At 72.8% G+C, this 18,328-nt stretch carries 15 protein-coding genes; 9 read left to right on the top strand and 6 right to left on the bottom strand.

Annotated elements, in window-relative coordinates; genetic code table 11:
- Positions 1-40: 40 nt before the first annotated feature.
- Positions 41-1,030 carry a LysR family transcriptional regulator gene (locus HNR21_RS13360; RefSeq protein ID WP_119727375.1) on the top strand — a complete coding sequence of 330 codons (990 nt, stop codon included), beginning with the start codon at positions 41-43 and terminating at the stop codon, positions 1,028-1,030.
- A gap of 74 nt (positions 1,031-1,104) precedes the next feature.
- On the opposite strand, the gene HNR21_RS13355 is transcribed toward HNR21_RS13360, so the two are convergent.
- From HNR21_RS13355 to sdhC, 4 genes are all read right to left on the bottom strand, one after another.
- On the bottom strand, positions 1,105-1,812 hold the full coding sequence (locus HNR21_RS13355; protein WP_182705472.1) for a Crp/Fnr family transcriptional regulator: 708 nt from the start codon (positions 1,810-1,812) through the stop codon (positions 1,105-1,107).
- A 381-nt stretch (positions 1,813-2,193) separates the two neighbouring features.
- Positions 2,194-2,964, bottom strand: a complete 771-nt coding sequence (locus HNR21_RS13350) for a succinate dehydrogenase/fumarate reductase iron-sulfur subunit (protein ID WP_182705471.1) — start codon at positions 2,962-2,964, stop codon at positions 2,194-2,196.
- Positions 2,961-4,928 (bottom strand): fumarate reductase/succinate dehydrogenase flavoprotein subunit, encoded by a 1,968-nt coding sequence (locus HNR21_RS13345; RefSeq protein WP_220500143.1) that lies wholly within the window; start codon positions 4,926-4,928, stop codon positions 2,961-2,963. Before HNR21_RS13345 ends, HNR21_RS13350 begins: the two co-directional genes overlap by 4 nt.
- A gap of 13 nt (positions 4,929-4,941) precedes the next feature.
- Complete coding sequence (sdhC, locus tag HNR21_RS13340; protein WP_182705470.1) at positions 4,942-5,745, bottom strand: succinate dehydrogenase subunit SdhC; 804 nt, start codon at positions 5,743-5,745, stop codon at positions 4,942-4,944.
- Positions 5,746-6,600: 855 nt separating this feature from the next.
- Here sdhC and HNR21_RS35230 point away from each other — a divergent pair.
- From HNR21_RS35230 to HNR21_RS13305, 7 genes are all read left to right on the top strand, one after another.
- On the top strand, positions 6,601-6,891 hold the full coding sequence (locus HNR21_RS35230; RefSeq protein WP_119727371.1) for a DUF4282 domain-containing protein: 291 nt from the start codon (positions 6,601-6,603) through the stop codon (positions 6,889-6,891).
- 50 nt (positions 6,892-6,941) lie between these two features.
- Complete coding sequence (locus tag HNR21_RS13330) at positions 6,942-9,326, top strand: protein kinase domain-containing protein (protein WP_182705468.1); 2,385 nt, start codon at positions 6,942-6,944, stop codon at positions 9,324-9,326.
- Positions 9,327-9,348: 22 nt separating this feature from the next.
- Positions 9,349-10,488 (top strand): response regulator receiver protein, encoded by a 1,140-nt coding sequence (locus HNR21_RS13325; RefSeq protein WP_182705467.1) that lies wholly within the window; start codon positions 9,349-9,351, stop codon positions 10,486-10,488.
- The gene (locus HNR21_RS13320; protein WP_182705466.1) at positions 10,485-12,404 is read left to right on the top strand and encodes an AAA family ATPase; all 1,920 of its coding nucleotides are present in this window, start codon (positions 10,485-10,487) and stop codon (positions 12,402-12,404) included. Before HNR21_RS13325 ends, HNR21_RS13320 begins: the two co-directional genes overlap by 4 nt.
- Entirely contained in the window at positions 12,401-13,126 is a 726-nt protein-coding gene (locus HNR21_RS13315; protein WP_182705465.1) for a 4Fe-4S single cluster domain-containing protein, read from the top strand. The genes HNR21_RS13320 and HNR21_RS13315 overlap by 4 nt, the downstream gene beginning before the upstream one ends.
- Positions 13,123-14,388, top strand: coding sequence for an FHA domain-containing protein (locus tag HNR21_RS13310; RefSeq protein ID WP_182705464.1), 1,266 nt, complete (start codon positions 13,123-13,125; stop codon positions 14,386-14,388). Before HNR21_RS13315 ends, HNR21_RS13310 begins: the two co-directional genes overlap by 4 nt.
- Before the next feature lie 170 nt (positions 14,389-14,558).
- Positions 14,559-14,984, top strand: coding sequence for a DUF4282 domain-containing protein (locus tag HNR21_RS13305; RefSeq protein WP_119727366.1), 426 nt, complete (start codon positions 14,559-14,561; stop codon positions 14,982-14,984).
- A 167-nt stretch (positions 14,985-15,151) separates the two neighbouring features.
- On the opposite strand, the gene typA is transcribed toward HNR21_RS13305, so the two are convergent.
- Entirely contained in the window at positions 15,152-17,008 is a 1,857-nt protein-coding gene (gene typA, locus HNR21_RS13300; protein WP_182705463.1) for a translational GTPase TypA, read from the bottom strand.
- 191 nt (positions 17,009-17,199) lie between these two features.
- Between typA and HNR21_RS13295 the strand changes: the two genes are divergently transcribed.
- Positions 17,200-17,736: an RBBP9/YdeN family alpha/beta hydrolase gene (locus HNR21_RS13295; protein ID WP_182705462.1), complete on the top strand. Its 537-nt coding sequence runs from the start codon at positions 17,200-17,202 to the stop codon at positions 17,734-17,736.
- Between the two features lie 191 nt (positions 17,737-17,927).
- Here the strand turns inward: HNR21_RS13295 and HNR21_RS13290 are convergent, their stop codons facing one another.
- The gene (locus HNR21_RS13290; RefSeq protein ID WP_119727363.1) at positions 17,928-18,320 is read right to left on the bottom strand and encodes a (deoxy)nucleoside triphosphate pyrophosphohydrolase; all 393 of its coding nucleotides are present in this window, start codon (positions 18,318-18,320) and stop codon (positions 17,928-17,930) included.
- Positions 18,321-18,328 lie beyond the last annotated feature (8 nt).

The raw sequence follows: 18,328 nt of genomic DNA, 5'->3' as shown, positions 1-18,328 counted from the left end.
GCCGAAAATCGGGGAATCGCACTCCGTACGCTCTTGAACTGTGCAGTTGCAGCAGCTCGCGTACTTCATCGCCGTGGCGGAGATCCGGCACTTCACCCATGCCGCCGAGGCGCTGCGGGTGGCGCAGCCGTCGCTGTCCAAGCAGATCCGCGCGCTGGAGACCGAGCTGGGCGCGCCGCTGTTCAGCCGGGCCCGCGGCAACATCGCGCTGACCCCCGCCGGGGAGGCGCTGCTCCCGCTGGCCAAGCGGATCCTCGCCGACGTCGAGACCGCCCGCCTGGAGGTGCAGGAACTCGTCGGGCTGCGCCGCGGCCGGGTCCGGCTCGGCGCCACCCCGTCGCTGTGCGGTGGCCTGCTCGCCGACGTGCTGCGCCGTTTCCACGACACCTATCCCGGCATCCGCCTGCTGGTCGAGGAGGGCGGCTCCCGGGACCTGGTGCGCGAGCTGACCCGCGGCTCGCTGGACCTGGCCCTGGTGATCCTGCCGCTGTCCGGCGACGCCCCGCTGGAGACCACCTCGATCCTGCGCGAGCACCTGGTGGTGGCGTTCCCCGCGCCCGGTTCCACCACCCGCGGCACCCAGCTCCCCCGCCGCCACTACCTGCGCGTCGAGGACCTGCGCGACCGGCCGCTGGTGATGTTCCGCCCCGGGTACGACCTGCGCGAGGCCACCATCACCGCCTGCCGCCAGGCCGGTTTCGAACCCCGCTTCGCCGTCGAGGGCGGCGAGATGGACGCCGTCCTGCGCTTCGTCGAGGCGGGCCTGGGCGTCGCCGTCGTCCCCAGCATGGTCCTGGCCGGCCGCCCCGGCCTGCGCGGCATCCCCCTCACCACCGACGAGCCCCCGAACGGCGCCCGCCGCGGCGCCCCCGCCCCCGGCCTGCTGCGCACCATCGCCATGGCCCACCGCAAGGACGTCACCCCCACCCACGCCGCCCGCGCGTTCCAGCAGGTCCTCCAGACCTACATCAGCGAGGCCGCCCGAGCCGGCACCCTCCCTCCCGGCGTGGAAGCCCTCGTCGATCCCTGAGCCCTCGCACCCGATGTCGCTGAAGGCCACCGCGCGCACGCGCGCTCGCCGTCACGCCGGAGGCGCGACGAAGATCAGCGCGCGTGGCGGCGCAGGGCCTGGAGGTCGTGGACGATGACGCGGCGGCGGCCGGTCTCGATCCAGCCGTGGGAACGCAGGGTGCGCAGGGCCTTGCTGACCGCCTCGCGGGACGCGCCGACCCAGCCGGCCAGCTCCTCCTGGGTGAGGTTCAGGGTGATCCGGACGCTGCCGGCGGGCTGGGCGCGGTGGGCGGGATCCCGGCGGGGCTGGTAGGGCTCGCTGTAGCGTTCGGCCAGCTCGACCAGGCGCTGGGCGACCCGGCCGGTGGTGTCGAACATGCCGAACTCGATGCGCTTGCGGTCGGCGTCCCGCCAGCGCTGGCACAGCATCCGCATCAGCAGGACCGACACCCGGCTGTGCGCGTGCAGGAAGTCCATGAACTCCGCCGCCGACAGCGCCTGCGCACGGGCCGGTTCCAGGGCGGTGACGGTGGCCGAACGGGGCAGCCCGTCGATCGCCGAGACCTCCCCCAGCAGCGCCCCGGGACCGCGGACCGCCAGCAGCACCTCGATGCCGCCCGCGCCGTAGGAGCAGGCCTTGACCATGCCGGACAGCAGCACCGCCACCCAGGTGGTGGTCTCCCCCTCGGTGAACAGCGTCTCCCCCCGGGCGAACCGGCGTTCCCGGCCGCGGCGGAGCAGATCGGCGCGTTCCTCCTCGGTCAGCTCGGCGAGGAACGAACCAGCCTCGTACGCGCTCATGAGGTCACTACATCACGGGATATGTGCACTTATCCCTACTTCCCCGGCAGCGGACCGGCCACGCTGGTGTCCGTGCCGTGCGCTGCCGGAGCGCAAGGGGAACGGCCGTTGGTGGGCGGCGTCGCCGGGGCACGCCGCCCACCGCACCCAAGCCCCCAGAACCCCCTCCGAAGCCCTGCACCCCGACGTGCCCCGAAGACCCTGCACCTGACGACCCGAAGACCTCGCACCCGAAGGCGCTGAAGGCCACCCGCGAGCGGGCCCGCGTGGTCGTGAGGAGGAGCGGGGCAAGATCGCGAGGAACGAGCGATCTTGCCCCGCGACGACGAACGGCCGCGCGTCCAAAGGCCCGCGAGCCGCGCGAGCGGAGCGAGCGCAAAACTAACTAGACGGGGTGTCCTGGCCCTTCTTGACGATCCCGAGCTTGGCGCCCAGCCAGACCAGCGGGTCGTAGCGCTTGCCGGCCACCCGTTCCTTGAGCGGGATCAGCGCGTTGTCGGTGATCTTGATGTGCTCGGGGCAGACCTCGGTGCAGCACTTGGTGATGTTGCAGAAGCCCAGCCCGTGGTCGTCCTGGGCGATCTGCCGCCGGTCGGACTCGTCGGCCGGGTGCATCTCCAGCTCGGCGATCCGCATCAGGAACCGCGGCCCGGCGAAGGCCGGCTTGTTCTCCTCGTGGTCGCGGATGACGTGGCAGACGTTGTTGCACAGGAAGCACTCGATGCACTTGCGGAACTCCTGCGAGCGCTGCACGTCCTGCTGCATCATCCGGAACTCGCCCGGCTTGGTGTCGCCGGGGTTGAAGGACGGGATCTGCCGCGCCTTCTCGTAGTTGAACGACACGTCGGTGACCAGGTCGCGGATCACCGGGAACGTCCGGATCGGGGTGACCGTGATCACCTCGTCCTCGGCGAACGTCGACATCCGGGTCATGCACATCAGCCGCGGCATGCCGTTGATCTCCGCCGAGCACGACCCGCACTTGCCGGCCTTGCAGTTCCACCGCACCGCCAGGTCGGGGGCCTGGGTGGCCTGCAGCCGGTGGATGATGTCCAGGACGACCTCGCCCTCGTTCACCTCGACGGTGTAGTCGACCAGCTCGCCCTCGCCGGCGTCCCCGCGCCAGACCCGGAACTTCGCCTGGTAGCTCACTTGCCGCCCTCCTCGGTCTCGGCGCCGGCGGTCCTGTCCACGGAGACCTGCTCCCCGTCCCCGGCGGCCGCCCCGGCGGGCAGCTCCTCGGGGGTCATGTACTTCTTCAGCTCGGCCACGTCGAACAGCGCGAGCAGGTCCTCGCGCATCGACTCCATCGGCTGGCGCCTGATCTCCACCCGCGGGTCGTCGGGGTCGCCCACCAGCCGGCACACCAGGTTGACCTTGCGCCACTCGGCGGACATCTCCGGATAGTCGTCACGGGTGTGCCCGCCGCGGCTCTCGGTCCGTTCCAGCGCGGCCTTGGCGATGCACTCCGACACCAGCAGCATGTTCCGCAGGTCGAGGGCCAGGTGCCAGCCGGGGTTGTAGCCGTGGCCGCCCTGCACCGACACGTTCACCACCCGGGCGCGGAGCTTGTCCAGCGCCTCCAGCGCCTGGACCAGCTCCTCCTCCTTGCGGATGATGCCGACCAGGTCGTTCATCGTCTGCTGCAGCTCGGCGTGCACCGCGTACGGGCTCTCCCCGCCCTCCCGCTCGAACGGGGCCAGCGCCTCGGCGGCGGCCCGTTCGATCTCCTCGGCGTCGGGGGCGGGACGGGCCTCGCCCAGGGAGTCCACGTACTCGGCGGCGCCCAGCCCGGCGCGGCGGCCGAACACCAGCAGGTCGGTCAGCGAGTTGCCGCCGAGCCGGTTGGAGCCGTGCATGCCGCCGGCCACCTCGCCCGCCGCGAACAGGCCCGGCACCAGCGCCGCGGCGGTGTCCGGGTCGACCTCGACCCCGCCCATCACGTAGTGGCAGGTCGGGCCGACCTCCATCGGCTCCTTGGTGATGTCGACGTCGGCCAGCTCCTTGAACTGGTGGTGCATGGCCGGCAGCCGCCGCTTGATCTCCTCGGCGCCGCCGGGCATCCGGCCGACCACGGTCAGGAACACGCCGCCGTGCGGGGATCCCCGCCCGGCCTTGACCTCGGAGTTGATCGCCCGGGCCACCTCGTCACGGGGCAGCAGCTCCGGCGGGCGGCGGTTGTTGTCCGGGTCGTCGTACCAGCGGTCGGCCTCCTCCGGGGTGGTGGCGTACTTGTCCTTGAACACCTCGGGGATGTAGTCGAACATGAACCGCTTGCCCTCGGAGTTGAGCAGGATGCCGCGGTCACCGCGCACCGACTCGGTGACCAGGATCCCCTTGACCGAGGGCGGCCAGACCATCCCGGTGGGGTGGAACTGGACGAACTCCATGTTCAGCAGGGTCGCCCCGGCCAGCAGCGCCAGCGCGTGACCGTCGCCGGTGTACTCCCAGGAGTTGGAGGTGACCTTGAACGCCTTGCCGATGCCGCCGGTGGCCAGCACCACCGCCGGGGCCTCGAACACCACGAACTTGCCGGTCTCGCGGACGTACCCGAACGCGCCGGCGATCCTGCCGTCCTTGACCAGCAGCCGGGTGACGGTGGTCTCGGCCCACACCTTCAGCCGGGCCTCGTAGTCGCCGAACTCGCGGTGGTCCTCCTGCTGGAGCGCCACCACCTTCTGCTGCACGGTGCGGATCAGCTCCAGGCCGGTGCGGTCGCCGACGTGCGCCAGCCGGGGGTACTCGTGGCCGCCGAAGTTGCGCTGGCTGATCTTGCCGTCCTTGGTGCGGTCGAACAGCGCGCCCCAGTGCTCCAGCTCCCAGACCCGGTCCGGGGCCTCCTTGGCGTGCAGCTCGGCCATCCGCCAGTTGTTGAGGAACTTGCCGCCGCGCATGGTGTCGCGGAAGTGGACCTGCCAGTTGTCGTTGGGGTTGACGTTCCCCATCGCGGCCGCGGCGCCGCCCTCGGCCATGACGGTGTGCGCCTTGCCCAGCAGCGACTTGGAGATGATCGCCGTCTTCTTGCCCTGCAGCCGCGCCTCGATCGCCGCGCGCAGCCCGGACCCGCCGGCGCCGATCACCACGACGTCGTAGGAGTGCCTTTCGATCTCGGTCATGATCAGTCGATCCTCAGTCGATGAAGCGCAGGTCGGAGATGACGTCGGCGGCCACCAGCCACACGTACAGGTCGGCCACCACCAGCGAGCCCAGGGTGATCAGGGCGAACTGGCCGTGCCGCTCGTTCAGCTTCGACACCACGCCCCAGGCCCAGTAGCGGACCGGGTGCTTGGAGAAGTTCTTCAGCCGGCCGCCCACGATGTGCCGGCAGGAGTGGCAGGACAGCGTGTATCCCCACAGCAGGATCACGTTGGCCAGCAGGATCAGCGAGCCCAGGCCCATCCCGAACCCGCCGGTCTCGCCGTGGAACGCCAGGATCGCGTCGTAGGTGTTGATCAGGGAGATGAGGAACGCCGCCGCCCAGAAGTAGCGGTGCAGGTTCTGCCCGACCAGCGGGAACCGCCGCTCGCCGGTGTACTTGCGGTGCGGCTCGCGCACGGCGCACGCAGACGGGGAGGCCCAGTACCCCCGGTAGTAGGCCTTGCGGTAGTAGTAGCAGGTCAGCCGGAACAGCAGCAGGAACGGCAGGGAGACCGCGGCCAGCGGGATGAAGAACGGCAGCTCCGGCAGGAAGGTGCCGAAGTGCGCCGAGCCCTCGACGCACTCGGTGCTGACGCAGGGCGAGTAGAACGGGGTGAGGTAGTGGTACTCGTCCACCCAGTAGTGATCGCCCATCATGGCCCGGAAGGTCGCGTAGCCGACCCACGCGGTGAACACCACCACGATGAAGATCGGATAACTGCGCCAGTTGTCGGTCCGGAGCGTTTTTGCGGAGATCTGCGCGCGCTTCTTGGTCGGCGCTTCCACAGTGCTCATCGATGGCACTCCAGTGTTCGAGTCATCGCTCGTGCGGATATGTCGTGCACATCTGCGGCCGTCGCGCCACGGCTACATGCAGTACACGCGCTGGTGGCTAGGCGACCCTACGCCACCAGCCTGGCACTGTGACACACCTAACAGCCAGCCCGGACATGTGACCCTGGCCACAGCGCGCCGCATCGTACCCGCAGGTGCTGCGGTGATGCCATCCACCTATGCAACCGATCGCCCCTGACTATCCCGGAACGCCCGATGCCGCCGGGCTTCGAGGCTCCCGGAGGTGCCGCGGAACGGCGTCCCGGCGGCGTAGGCGGGACGCTCGCCGGCGGGCTCCGCACCTGGTGAGGCGCCCGCCGCGGCAGCAGGCGGCCGGTGGGCGGCCCGGGCGGGCGCGGACGCGGGCCCGGGCGGGATCTGAGCCGCTGGGCGGCTTGGGAATGGCCGCCGGAACGGTGTGGGCGATCCCGCCGATTGGCCGCGTCGCCATTTCGAATATGCGCCGGGTGCGCCGCCGTGCGGCATGGTCCGCCGCCGGGCGTGTTCGGCGGGACGGTATGAAGATGTGACACGGCGGGGCGGGTCCCGGCACCGCCCCCGGGAACCGTTCTAGAGTCGGTTTGCCCGCCATGTCGCACGCCTTCAGGGAGACCAGGGACGATGACCAACCCCCCGCCCCCCAACCCCGGCCAGGGACCGGCCTCCGGAGGGGGCGCCGGACCGGGCCACGGCCCGGGGCCCGCACCGCGGCCTCCTCACCCCCAGGGCCCCCCGAGCCCCCCGCAGGGCGCGCCGTACCCCGGCGGACCGTACGGCACCGGCGGCCACCCGCGGCCGGCTCCCCGGGAGAAGGGTGTGCTCGGCGCACTGCTGGACACGAACTTCGACCACCTGGTGACGCCCAAGCTGATCAGGCTGTGGTACGTCATCGCGCTGCTGCTGATCACCCTGCAGTGCGCGGGCTTCCTGTTCACCGGACTGTGGGTGGTCACCTGGGACAACGGCTGGGCCTGGGGGGTCATCATGGTGGTCGCCTCCCCCCTGGTCTGGCTGTTCGAGGCGCTGATGGTGCGGATCCTGATGGAGGCGGTGGTCGTCCGCTTCAAGGGGGTCGAGCATCTCCGGGTCATCAAGGACAAGATCTGAACCGGCGCGTTAGGCTCACCGCAGTCACAGCGGCATCGACGGAGCGGTAAGTGACCGAGTTCGAGGAGTCCCCGCAGCCGACGCGGCGGGACCCCGGGGTGACGCACCGCGACCCGCAGGCCCCCGGCGTTCCGGGTCCCCGCGATCCGGGCGCCACCCGCCGGGACGGCCCCGGCACGCCCGCCGGCCCGTTGATCCGGCTGCCGGGCGCGCTGGCCGAGCGGTTCGCCGTCGAGGGCGAGCTGCCGGTGCAGGGGGCCGAGTCGGACCTGGTGCTGGTCCGCGACGCCGCCGGCCGGCGGTACGTGGTCAAGGTGTTCCGGCGGGGCTATGCGGCCGACCGCGAGGTGTGGGCCAAGCTGCCCGCCCTGGACTCCCCGCACGTGATGCGGATCCTGGAGACCGGGCACGCCGACGGCCGCGACTACGAGCTGTCGGAGTACGCGCCCGCCGGGAACCTGCGGGCGCTGATGAGCGGGCCCGTTCCGCCCGCGACGGTCGTCGAGGTCGTCGCGCAGCTGGCCGCCGGGCTGACGGCGCTGCACGGGGCGGGCATCGTGCACCGCGACCTGAAACCGGAGAACGTGCTGCTGCTGGGCACCGACCCGGTGCGGGTGGCGATCACCGACTTCGGGCTGAGCAAGGTGCTGGACCAGAGCGTGGTGTTCGCCTCCTCGTCCCGCACGCTGGCCTACGCCGCCCCCGAGTCGCTGTCCGGCCAGGTCTCCCCCGCCCGGGACTGGTGGTCGCTCGGCATGATCGTGCGGGAGCTGGCCACCGGCCGCACGCCGTTCGCCGGGCTGAGCGAGACGGTGGTGGTCGACCATCTGGCCACCCGGTCCATCGACAACTCCGACATCGCCGATCCCCGGCTGCGGCTGCTGTGCCAGGGGCTGCTGGCCCGCGACCCGCGGCTGCGCTGGACGGGCGAGCAGGTCACCGCCTGGCTCTCCGGCGAGTCCCCGCCGGTGGCCGCCGAACGGCCGGCGCCGCAGCCGTCGGGGCCGGGGCTGCCGTTCGCGGGACGGCGGTTCACCGACCGGGCCGAGCTGGCCCGCGCCCTGGTGGAACGGTGGGAGGAGGCGGCGCGCTACTTCTTCGCCCGGGGCGAGCGGGGGGAGGCGTGGCGGGCGCTGCGCGACTGGCTGGCCGCCTTCCCCGACGACAGCCGCATCGCGCTGATCGACGGCTACCTGGCGACCTCGCTGCCGCCGGACGTCAAGGTGCTGCACCTGGTGCGGTGGCTGGACCCGAGCCTGCCGCCGCACTACCTGGGCCGCCGGGTCGCCCCGGACGACCTGCCGGGGCTGGCGGCGCTGGCCGGTGACCCGCGCCATCCCGACCACCGCGCCGCCTGCCTGATCGGCCGGGCGCTGTGGGAGCACCGGCTGCTCCCCGAGCTGGCCGCCTTCCAGGGGGCGGAGGAGCTGCGCGGCGTCGACGACCGGTGGCGCGCCCATGTCGCGGAGTGGAACCGGCTGGCCGCCTGGCTGCGCACCGGGTCGGGCCCGCAGGCGCCCCCGCCGTTCGGCGGCATGGTCCGGCCGCCGGACGCGGGCGACCGCCGGGCCGACGAGCCCCCGGTCGTGCTGCTGACCCTGCTGGCGCTGGCCGCCCGGCCCGCCGAGACGACCCGGACGCTGGCCGAGGCCGCCGCCCGGGCCCGCGCCTCGGTGCGGGAGCCGGTGCCCTGGTTCGGCGAGCTGGCCGCCTGGGCCGGCGGGAACGACTCGCTGCGGCTGCTGGCGGTGGTGCGGGCGGCCCCCGACGCCGTTCTGGCCGCCCAGGCGATCGCGCAGGACCGGCGGTCCGCCGAGCACCGGCTCGCCGAACGCACCCGCCACTGGGCCGAACGGGAGCGGCGGCGCCTGGCCGGACGCGGGGCCGCCACCGCCCGCGCGGTGGCCTGGACGCTGCCGCTGCTGGCGCTCTGGCTGTTCGGCAGCTGGGTGGTGGGAGCCCTCGGCGGTGGGGACGGCCAGGGAACATCCGGGACCTTCAGCTTCCACGGCGGCGACGGAGTGCCGTTCGCGCTGCTGGCGGTGGTGTCGGTGCTCGCCTGGGCCGGGCAGTGCGGGGCGGAGGTGCTGCTGGCGCGGCGGCAGGGTGCGGACTACCTGCCGTACGGGCCGTGGTCCTGGCTGTCGAAGGCGCTGAACGCGGGCGGTCGGGGACTGTCGCGGGCGTCGCAGACGGTGTCGGCGTCGGCGCGGGCCACCGGGCGGCGCGGCTGCGGGCCGCTGCTGTTGCTGGCGATCGTCCCGCTGCTGATGGTCCTGCTGCTGGTGAGCCTGGTCACGGCGATGGCAAGCCTGCTGTGGCTGCTGGTGCTGGTGGCGGCGCCGGTCGCGCATGCGATCGTGGCGGGGGTACGGCTGCACCATTGGAAGGCCGAGCACGAGCGCGCCAGGCGGGAGTCCCTCGGGACGGCCTGACCGGCGCCTGGAGGAGCTGTCGATGAGTAGCGGGGTGGAGGCCGACGTCGTGCTGGACGCGGCGGTCGTCCTCAGCCTGGGGATGACGCGCGTGGCGGGGCGGGCCGCCGGGCTCACCGCGGCCGGGGCGCAGGCGCTGGCCGCCGCGGCCCAGGGCCGGGCGGACGCGCGGGCCGCGGCGCTGGCCGAGATCGAGCGCCAGGACCGCGCGGTGCGGGAGGTGATCGACCGCAACGCCCGGATCGCCGCGCTGGCCGACGCGCAGCGGGAGGCCGGGGTGCAGGTGCCGCTGCCGGCGCCGCTGCCGCCCGGCGACCAGGCCCCCGAGGAGCTGGCCGCCTGGTGCGAGGCGACCGACCGGGCGCTGGCCGAGGCGCAGCGGCGGATCAGCGAGCACGTCGCGGCGAGCGTCGCGGCACGGGTCTTCGGCGTTCCCGCGGAAGGGCTGCGCGCCGACCTCGGCGGCCCGGCCGCGCCGCAGGACGGGACGCACCGGCGGGAACGGGCCGCGACCCTGGTCAGGGTGCTGGGGCGGCTGGCTCCGGACGCCTCCCCCGCCGACCGGGAGCTCGTCGCCGAGGCCGCCGGGCGGCTCGCCGACGCCGGCACCGACGCCGAGGCCGAGGCGCTGCTGACCGAGGTCCGGCTGCGGGTGCAGCAGGCCAACGAGCGCACCGCCGCCCGCCGCGAGGAGGAGCGCCGGCAGGCGGCGCTGCGGGACGCCGCCGCGCAGGCCGAGGCCGAGCGCCGGTACGTGCAGGACGCGGTGACCGCCGCGTTCGAGGAGCTGGGGTACGAGGTCGACGCCGGGTTCGAGACGCTGACCGCGCGGGACGGCGAGGTGGTGCTCAGCCGCGGGGCCTGGCCCGACCACCGGGTGCGGATGCGGGTGGAGGACGGCCGGACGATCCGGGCCGCGATCGTGCGGACCCGGGAGCCGCGCAGCGAGGACGACCGGCGCCGGGACGTGGAACGGGAGCGCCAGTGGTGCGAGGCGTTCGAGGAGGCCCGGCGGCGGATGGCGGCCGCGGGGGTGACCGCCACGGTGACCTGGCGGATCGAGCCGGGGGAGCACGAGCTGCCGGTGGTCTCGCGGGCACGGCAGACTAGAGCGCGGACCAGGCAACGAGCACGTGAGCGTGGGCGGGAGCGCGAGACATGACGGAGTCGCCGACACTGGGGGGACGGCTGCAGGGCTGGCCGGCGTTCGTCCGGGAGCTGGACGCCACGCTGTCGGTGCACTCGCAGTACGTGCTGTCGGGCAACCTGTACGACAGCTTCCTGGCCCCGCCGCCGCCCGAGGGCGGCCCGGCGCGGCTGCTGCCGCTGCGCGACCTGCTGTGGGAGGCGCTGCGCTCCAGCGGGTTCTCCTGCGTGGTGGTGTACGACCCGGTGGACGGGCTGCTGGTGCACCCCGACACCCCCGACGAGATCGGGGAGGAGGCGGCCGCGGCGGCCGAGCGGCTGCTGGGCGGCCGGATCAAGCCGGAGGACAAGCCGTCGCTGGAGGCGCTGACCCGGCAGCTGGCGGCGGTGGCCCGCCCGGCGGACAAGATCCGGGCGGCGTTCGTGATCGACTCCGCCTCGCGGATCGCCCGCAGCCCGACGGACCTGGAGCCGGCCGAGCGGGACTTCTTCCGGTACTGCGAGAAGCTCTCGCGCACCGCCCGGCCGGTCGTGGTGCCCGGGGCGCGGCCCAAGCCGCTGTACAACCCGATCCTGTGGCTGGTGGAACGGCCCGGCGACCTGCCGCCCTGGCTGACCGCCGGGAACGAGAACATCCGGGAGATCACCATCCCCCGGCCGCATCTGGGCGACCGGCAGGAGACCGCCCGGCTGCTGGCCCGGGCGTTCGGGGTGCGGGACGTGGCCGCCGACCCGGCGGCGGCCGAGGCGTGCGACGCGTTCGCCGAGCAGGCCGACGGGCTGACCCTGCAGTCGATGATCGAGATCACCCGGCTGGCCCGCGAGCGCAACGTCAAGCTGGCCGACCTTCCGGACGCGGTGCGCACCTACAAGCTGGGCGTGCTGGACAACCCGTGGAGCCGCGGCCATCTGCGGCGCCGGGTGCTGGAGGGCGAGAGCAAGGTGCCCGAACGGGTGGTGGGCCAGCCGCAGGCGGTCACCAAGACCCTGGACATCCTCAAGCGGGCGGTGCTGGGGCTGTCGGGGGCGCAGGCCACCCGGTCGGGCAGCCGGCCGCGCGGGGTGCTGTTCTTCGCCGGGCCGACCGGGGTGGGCAAGACCGAGCTGGCCAAGGCGATCACCGAGCTGATCTTCGGCGACGAGTCGGCCTACCTGCGGTTCGACATGAGCGAGTTCTCCAGCGACCACGCCGGGGAGCGGCTGATCGGGGCGCCGCCCGGCTATGTCGGGCACGAGGCCGGCGGGGAGCTGACCAACGCGATCCGCGAGGACCCGTTCCGGGTGATCCTGTTCGACGAGATCGAGAAGGCGCATCCGCGGATCCTGGACAAGTTCCTGCAGATCCTGGAGGACGGCCGGCTGACCGACGGGCGCGGCAACACGGTGCACTTCTCCGAGGCGATCCTGATCTTCACCTCGAACCTGGGGATGTACGTGGAGGCGCCCGGCACCGCCGCCGGCCGGCTGGACGGCGGGTTCTCCCCCGGCGCCCGGGTGCAGAACATCCACCCCGGCATGTCGTACGGCGAGATCGAGACCAAGCTCAAGGGCGCGATCTCCGACCACTTCACCACGGTGCTGAACCGGCCGGAGCTGCTCAACCGGTTCGGCGACAACATCGTGGTGTTCAACTTCATCTCCGCCGACGCCGCCGACCGGATCTTCGAGCTGCAGCTGGCCAACATCTGCCGCCGGGTGGCCGACGAGCACCGGCTGGCGCTGACCATCAAGGGCGAGGTCCGCAAGACGCTGCGCGAGTGGTGCACCAGCGAGCTGGACAAGGGCGGCCGGGGCATCGGGATGGCGCTGGAGTCCTACTTCGTCAACCCGCTGGCGCGGGCGCTGTTCGACCGGGAGCTGACCGGCGACGAGGAGATCGTCGTGGCCGGGATCGCGCGCCGCGGCAGTATCGTCGAGCTGGAACTGCAGTGACCCCGCCGCTGCTGCTGGCCAAGGCGCACTATCCGGTCACCACGCTGGGTCCGGGCGTGCGGGCCGGGATCTGGACGCAGGGCTGCACCCTGCGCTGCCCGGGCTGCCTGTCGCGCGACACCTGGGAGCCGGATCCGGCGACCGCGGTGCCGGTGGAGACGGTGCTGGGCTGGCTGGAGTCGCTGCCGCAGCGCCCCGACGGGATCACCGTCTCCGGCGGGGAGCCGTTCCAGCAGCCGGAGGCGCTGGCGGCGCTGCTGCGCGGGATCCACCGGTGGCGGGCGAACTTCCCGACGGACATACTCGTCTACAGTGGATATGTCCACTCACGGCTCTCGCGATCGGCGGTGACCCGCGACATCCTGGATCTGTGCGACGCCGTCATCACGGGGCCGTACATCGACCGGCTCAATCCCGTGGGCGCCGAGGGGGGAAACCCCGCCGGGCGCTCACTACTGTGGAGGGGATCGGCAAACCAGCGTGTCGTGCCACTGACCGCCCTGGGTCGCGAGCGGTACGGGTCGCCGGTCGGCGGCGACGGACCGGCGGACGCCGTCCCCGGCGAGGGAGGGCGGCCACGGGTGCAGGTAGCGGTTGACGAGGGGCCGGAGGGAAGGCGGGTGTACTACATCGGGATCCCGCGACGAGGCGACATGGATCGCCTCACGTCGATGCTGGAGAAGGCCGGAGTGCATGCGGGGGAGGTGTCCTGGCGGCCATGAGCAATCCCACCTGTCCCATCTGTGACGAGCCGTTCCAGCCCGGTGACCTGCTCTGCATGTCCTGCGGGGCGAACCTGGCCAGGGTCGGGGGCGCGCACCGCCACGGCCCGACGCACGGGCACCAGGCGCCGCAGCCGCCCGGGCCCGGGTACGACGCCCCGCCGCAGCAGTACGGGCCGCCGGCGCAGGACGCCTGGTCCCCGTCTCCGCAGCAGCCCCAGCAGGGCCCGGCACAGCAGGACGCGTGGGCTCCGCCTCCGCAGCCGCAGCCCCAGCAGCCCCAGCAGCCCCAGCAGGATGCCTGGTCCCCGCCGCCTCCAGTGCAGCAGGGGCAGCAGATGGGGCAGCCCGACGCGCAGTGGGGGCCGGGGCAGCAGCAGGCGCCCGCGCCGCAGTGGTCGCCCGCCCAGGGCGGCCAGCAGGGCGGCGGCGCCGACTGGCCTCCCGCCCAGGGCGGTCAGCAGAACGCCGACGCGGGCTGGCAGCAGGGCGGCCGGCAGCAGGCGCCCGACCCGGGATGGCCGTCCGGCGGCCGGCCGGGTCACGACGCCGGGTGGCAGCAGGGCCAGCAGGGCGCCGACGCGGGCTGGCAGCAGCAGGGCCAGCAGGGGCGCGACGCCTGGCAGCCCTCTCCCCAGGGCGGCGGGCAGGCCGCCGACGCGGGGTGGACGCCGGCGCCGCACCAGCAGCCGCCCGCGCCGCACCAGCAGGGGCACCAGCACATGCCGCCCGGTCCGGGGGACCACCCGATGCCGCCCGCGCCGCAGCACGGCGGCCGGCCGGTCACTCCCCCGCCGCACGGCCGGGAGGCAACGCTGCTGCCGCCGGACGAGCCGCACCAGCACCAGCACGGCGGGGACAGCACCGCGTTCATGTGCCCGCACTGCGAGGCGGTGCTGAGCAACCCGGCCGCCGCGCAGTGCGACGTCTGCCTGCGGCCGGTGCGCCAGCAGACCCCGGTGCTGCGGGTGGTGTTCCCCTCCGGTGAGCTGAAGATCTCGGTGGGCCAGCATCTGGTGCTCGGCCGCGACGCCGGCCAGTCCCCGGTGGCCTCCACGTTCACCCAGTACGACAACGTGTCGCGGCGGCACTCGACGGTGTGGCTGGATCCGTCGGGCACCGCCTGGGTGCGCGACGAGGGCTCCACCAACGGGACGTTCGTCAACGGCGAGCGCCTGCCGCGCGGGGTGGAGGCGCCGCTGCGCCACGGCGACGAGCTGCGGCTGGCCGCCGACGTCGCCGGGACCGTGCAGCTGAGCTGACCGCCCGCCGGTGACGGGAGGGTGACCGGGCCGGACACGGTCCGGTCACCGATCGCTGACATTACGGTGCACAGGCCCCGGGAAGCCCCGGTTCGCGGTGATCTCTCCGATAAGGTCGTTGCGCGTACCCCGCCTCCGCATCCGCACGACCCCCCAGTCAGGAGTTCCCGATGGGCACCCCCTACGGCCAGCCCGGCGGCTGGCAGCAGCCCGGCCAGCCCCAGCCCTATCCGACGCATCCCGGCGGCGGCTACGGGCCGCCCGCGGGCCCGCGCTACGACAACGACAAGGGCTTCCTCGGCTCGCTGTTCGACTTCACCTTCGACAACTTCATCGCGCCGAAGCTGATCAAGTTCCTGTACATCGTCAGCCTGGTGCTGCTGACGCTGCTGGCGATGTTCTACATGGTCGCCGGGTTCACCATGATGGTGAACGACGAGCCCAGCGCGATCATCGGGCTGCTGGTGATCATCCTGGCGCCGATCGGGTGGTTCCTGTACGTGATGATGACCCGGGTGTGGCTGGAGCTGATGATCGTGATGTTCAAGATCAGCGAGGACATCAAGGACATCCGGGACAGCCGCACGCTGCGCTGACCGCCTTCCGGCGGGCCCTGGCGGAACCGTCCGGCCACGGTGCGGAAGGCGCGCTGATCCCGGGTCCGGCCGGGCCGTCGCAGGCCGCCGGCCGTTCGCGGAGACACCGAACCCCGCTCCACCTCGCAGGTGGAGCGGGGTTCTGCCGATCCGGGGCCCGGAACGGATCAGTTCGCGGCGCGCTTGGCGCGGGCGCGGGCGCGCTCCCGCTCCTTGGCGTCCAGCACCACCTTGCGGATCCGGATCGCGCCGGGCGTCACCTCGACGCACTCGTCCTCGCGGATGAACTCCAGCGCCTCCTCCAGGCTGAGCACCCGCGGCGGGGTGAGCCGCTCCAGCTCCTCGCCGGTGGAGGAGCGCATGTTGGTGAGCTTCTTCTCCTTGGTGATGTTGACGTCCATGTCGTCGGCCCGGGAGTTCTCGCCGACGACCATGCCCTCGTACACCTCGGTGCCGGGGCCGACGAAGAAGGTGCCGCGCTCCTGCAGGTTCATGATGGCGTGCGCGGTGGCCGCGCCGGCCCGGTCGGCCACCAGCGAGCCGGACGGGCGGGTGCGCAGCTCGCCGAACCACGGCTCGTAGCCCTCGAACACGTGGTGGGCCATGCCGGTGCCGCGGGTGTCGGTCATGAACTCGGTGCGGAACCCGATCAGCCCGCGGGCCGGGACCAGGAACTCCATCCGCACCCAGCCGGTGCCGTGGTTGGTCATGTGCTCCATCCGGCCCTTGCGGACCGCCATGAGCTGGGTGACCGCGCCGAGGTACTCCTCGGGGATGTCCACGGTCAGCCGCTCCACCGGCTCGTGCTTCCTGCCGTCGATCTCGCGGGTGACCACCTGCGGCTTGCCGACGGTCAGCTCGTAGCCCTCGCGGCGCATGTTCTCCACCAGGATGGCCAGCGCCAGCTCGCCGCGGCCCTGCACCTCCCAGGCGTCGGGGCGTTCGGTGGGCAGCACCCGGATCGACACGTTGCCGACCAGCTCGCGGTCCAGACGGTCCTTGACCATCCGGGCGGTGACCTTGGTGCCCTTCTCCCGGCCCGCCATCGGGCTGGTGTTGGTGCCGATCACCATCGAGATCGCCGGCTCGTCCACGGTGATCAGCGGCAGCGGGCGCGGGTCGTCGGGGTCGGCCAGGGTGTCGCCGATCATGATGTCCGGGATGCCGGCGATGGCGACGATGTCGCCGGGGCCGGCCTCGTCGGCGGGCCTGCGCTCCAGCGCCTCGGTCATCAGCAGCTCGGTGATCTTGACCTTCTCGATCCCGCCGTCGTGGCGGCACCAGGCGACCTGCTGGCCCTTCTTGAGGGTGCCGGCGTGGATCCGGCACAGCGCGATCCGGCCGAGGAAGTTGGAGGCGTCCAGGTTGGTGACGTGCGCCTGCAGCGGGGTGTCCGGGTCGAAGGTCGGCGCCGGGATGGTCCGCAGGATCGTCTCGAACAGCGGCTCCAGGTCGGGGCTGTCGGGCAGTTCCCCGTTGCCGGGCTTGTTCAGCGAGGCCCGGCCGGCGCGGCCGGAGGCGTACACGATCGGGAAGTCGATCTGGTCCTCGTCGGCGTCCAGGTCCATGAACAGCTCGTAGGTCTCGTCCACGACCTCGTCGATCCGGGCGTCCGGCCGGTCGGTCTTGTTGACCACCAGGATCACCGGAAGCCGTGCCGCCAGCGCCTTGCGCAGCACGAACCGGGTCTGCGGAAGCGGGCCCTCGCTGGCGTCCACCAGCAGCACCACCCCGTCCACCATGGACAGCCCGCGTTCCACCTCGCCGCCGAAGTCGGCATGGCCCGGGGTGTCGATGATGTTGATCGTCATCCCGTTCCGGCGGATGGCGGTGTTCTTGGCCAGGATCGTGATGCCCTTCTCCCGCTCCAGGTCGCCTGAGTCCATGACCCGTTCGTCCACGTCCTGGTTGGCGCGGAAGGCTCCGGACTGCCAGAGCATCGCGTCGACCAGGGTCGTCTTGCCGTGGTCGACATGAGCAACGATCGCGACGTTGCGGAGGTCGTCGCGGGTGGAGAGGGGCATGCGTGTTCTCGCCTCGGGATCTGGGTGATGGAGCCGCCGCAGGACGGGACGCGGCAGATCGATTCTACGTGGCGGCCGATGACGGCTCTCACCGCGTTCTCACGGGTGGGCACGGACCGTCCGGCGTCCGCGCCCACGGCCAGGAACGCCCCGGCGCGGGCCGGTATTCCGGCGGACCCTAGGATCGCGCCATGACACAGGTCCTCGTGCTGCCCGGTTACGAGAACTCCGGTCCCGGGCACTGGCAGACGTTGTGGGAACGGGAGAACCCCGGATACCGGCGCGTCGAGCAGCGCGACTGGTCGTTCCCGCAGGCCGGCGAGTGGACCGCGGCCCTGCACGAGGCGGTCGCGGCGGCGTCCGGGCAGGTCGCGCTGGTGGCGCACAGCCTGGGCTGCATCGCGGTGGCGCGGTGGGCGGCCGAACACCCCGGCACCGCCCGCGACCTGGTGCGTGCGGCGCTGCTGGTCGCGCCCGCCGACGTCGAACGGCTGCCCGATCTCCCGCTCGGGTCGTTCGCGCCCATCCCGCGCCGGGCGCTGCCGTTCCGCACGACGGTGGTCGGGAGCCGGAACGACCCGTACATGGCGTTCGAACGGACCGTGGAGTTCTCCGGAGCCTGGGGCGCGGACCTCGTCGACCTCGGCGACGCAGGTCATATCAACGCCGACAGCGGACTCGGATCCTGGCCGGAGGGACGGCGGCTGCTGGACGACCTGCTGGCCTGACCTGCCGGTCCGGGGAACGACCCCAGACCCGGGCAGGAGGGTCAGGCGATCCTCGTTCCACAGCACTCCACCGAGATCGCCCGACCTGTTCTTCTGAGGGACGCCCCCCAGACCCTCGAAGGGAAGGTTCAGGCGGTTCTCGCTCTGCAGGGCTCCGCTGCGGTCGCCTGACCTCGCGGTCCGCGCCGGGCTCAGCGCAGGTGCTCGCGCAGGGCGTCCACCACGGGCAGGTCGCCGGGCAGCCAGTCGACGTCGTACAGTTCGGCCTCGCCCAGCCAGCGCAGCGCCAGGTGCTCCAGCGCGGCCGGCTCGCCCTCCACGATCCGGGCCGTCCAGACCCGCAGCACGCTGCCCAGGTCGGCCAGCGGCCAGTCGCCGCCGATCCGCCCGGTCAGCCGGATCTTGACGCCCAGTTCCTCATGGCACTCGCGGACCAGCGCGTCCTCGTCGGACTCGCCCGGATCGACCTTGCCGCCGGGCAGCTCCCAGCCCCCGGCCAGCCGCGCCGGCTCGGCCCGCTGCGCGGCCAGCAACCGGCCGTCGCGGATGATCGCGGCTCCGACCACGATGACGATGACGACCACCCCAATCC

It is taken from the genome of Thermomonospora cellulosilytica, assembly GCF_014138835.1.
GTDB lineage: Bacteria > Actinomycetota > Actinomycetes > Streptosporangiales > Streptosporangiaceae > Thermomonospora > Thermomonospora amylolytica.
Note: the sequence above shows the minus strand (reverse complement) of the source record. Positions and strands in the feature narration are given on the sequence as shown.

Bases quoted from the DNA above. Each gene is read 5' to 3' on its own strand.
- HNR21_RS13355 (WP_182705472.1), bottom strand. From the start codon at position 1,812: ATGAGCGCGTACGAGGCTGGTTCGTTCCTCGCCGAGCTGACCGAGGAG.
- HNR21_RS13345 (WP_220500143.1), bottom strand. From the start codon at position 4,928: ATGACCGAGATCGAAAGGCACTCCTACGACGTCGTGGTGATCGGCGCC.
- sdhC (WP_182705470.1), bottom strand. From the start codon at position 5,745: ATGAGCACTGTGGAAGCGCCGACCAAGAAGCGCGCGCAGATCTCCGCA.
- HNR21_RS13325 (WP_182705467.1), top strand. From the start codon at position 9,349: ATGAGTAGCGGGGTGGAGGCCGACGTCGTGCTGGACGCGGCGGTCGTC.
- HNR21_RS13320 (WP_182705466.1), top strand. From the start codon at position 10,485: ATGACGGAGTCGCCGACACTGGGGGGACGGCTGCAGGGCTGGCCGGCG.
- HNR21_RS13310 (WP_182705464.1), top strand. From the start codon at position 13,123: ATGAGCAATCCCACCTGTCCCATCTGTGACGAGCCGTTCCAGCCCGGT.
- HNR21_RS13305 (WP_119727366.1), top strand. From the start codon at position 14,559: ATGGGCACCCCCTACGGCCAGCCCGGCGGCTGGCAGCAGCCCGGCCAG.
- typA (WP_182705463.1), bottom strand. From the start codon at position 17,008: ATGCCCCTCTCCACCCGCGACGACCTCCGCAACGTCGCGATCGTTGCT.
- HNR21_RS13295 (WP_182705462.1), top strand. From the start codon at position 17,200: ATGACACAGGTCCTCGTGCTGCCCGGTTACGAGAACTCCGGTCCCGGG.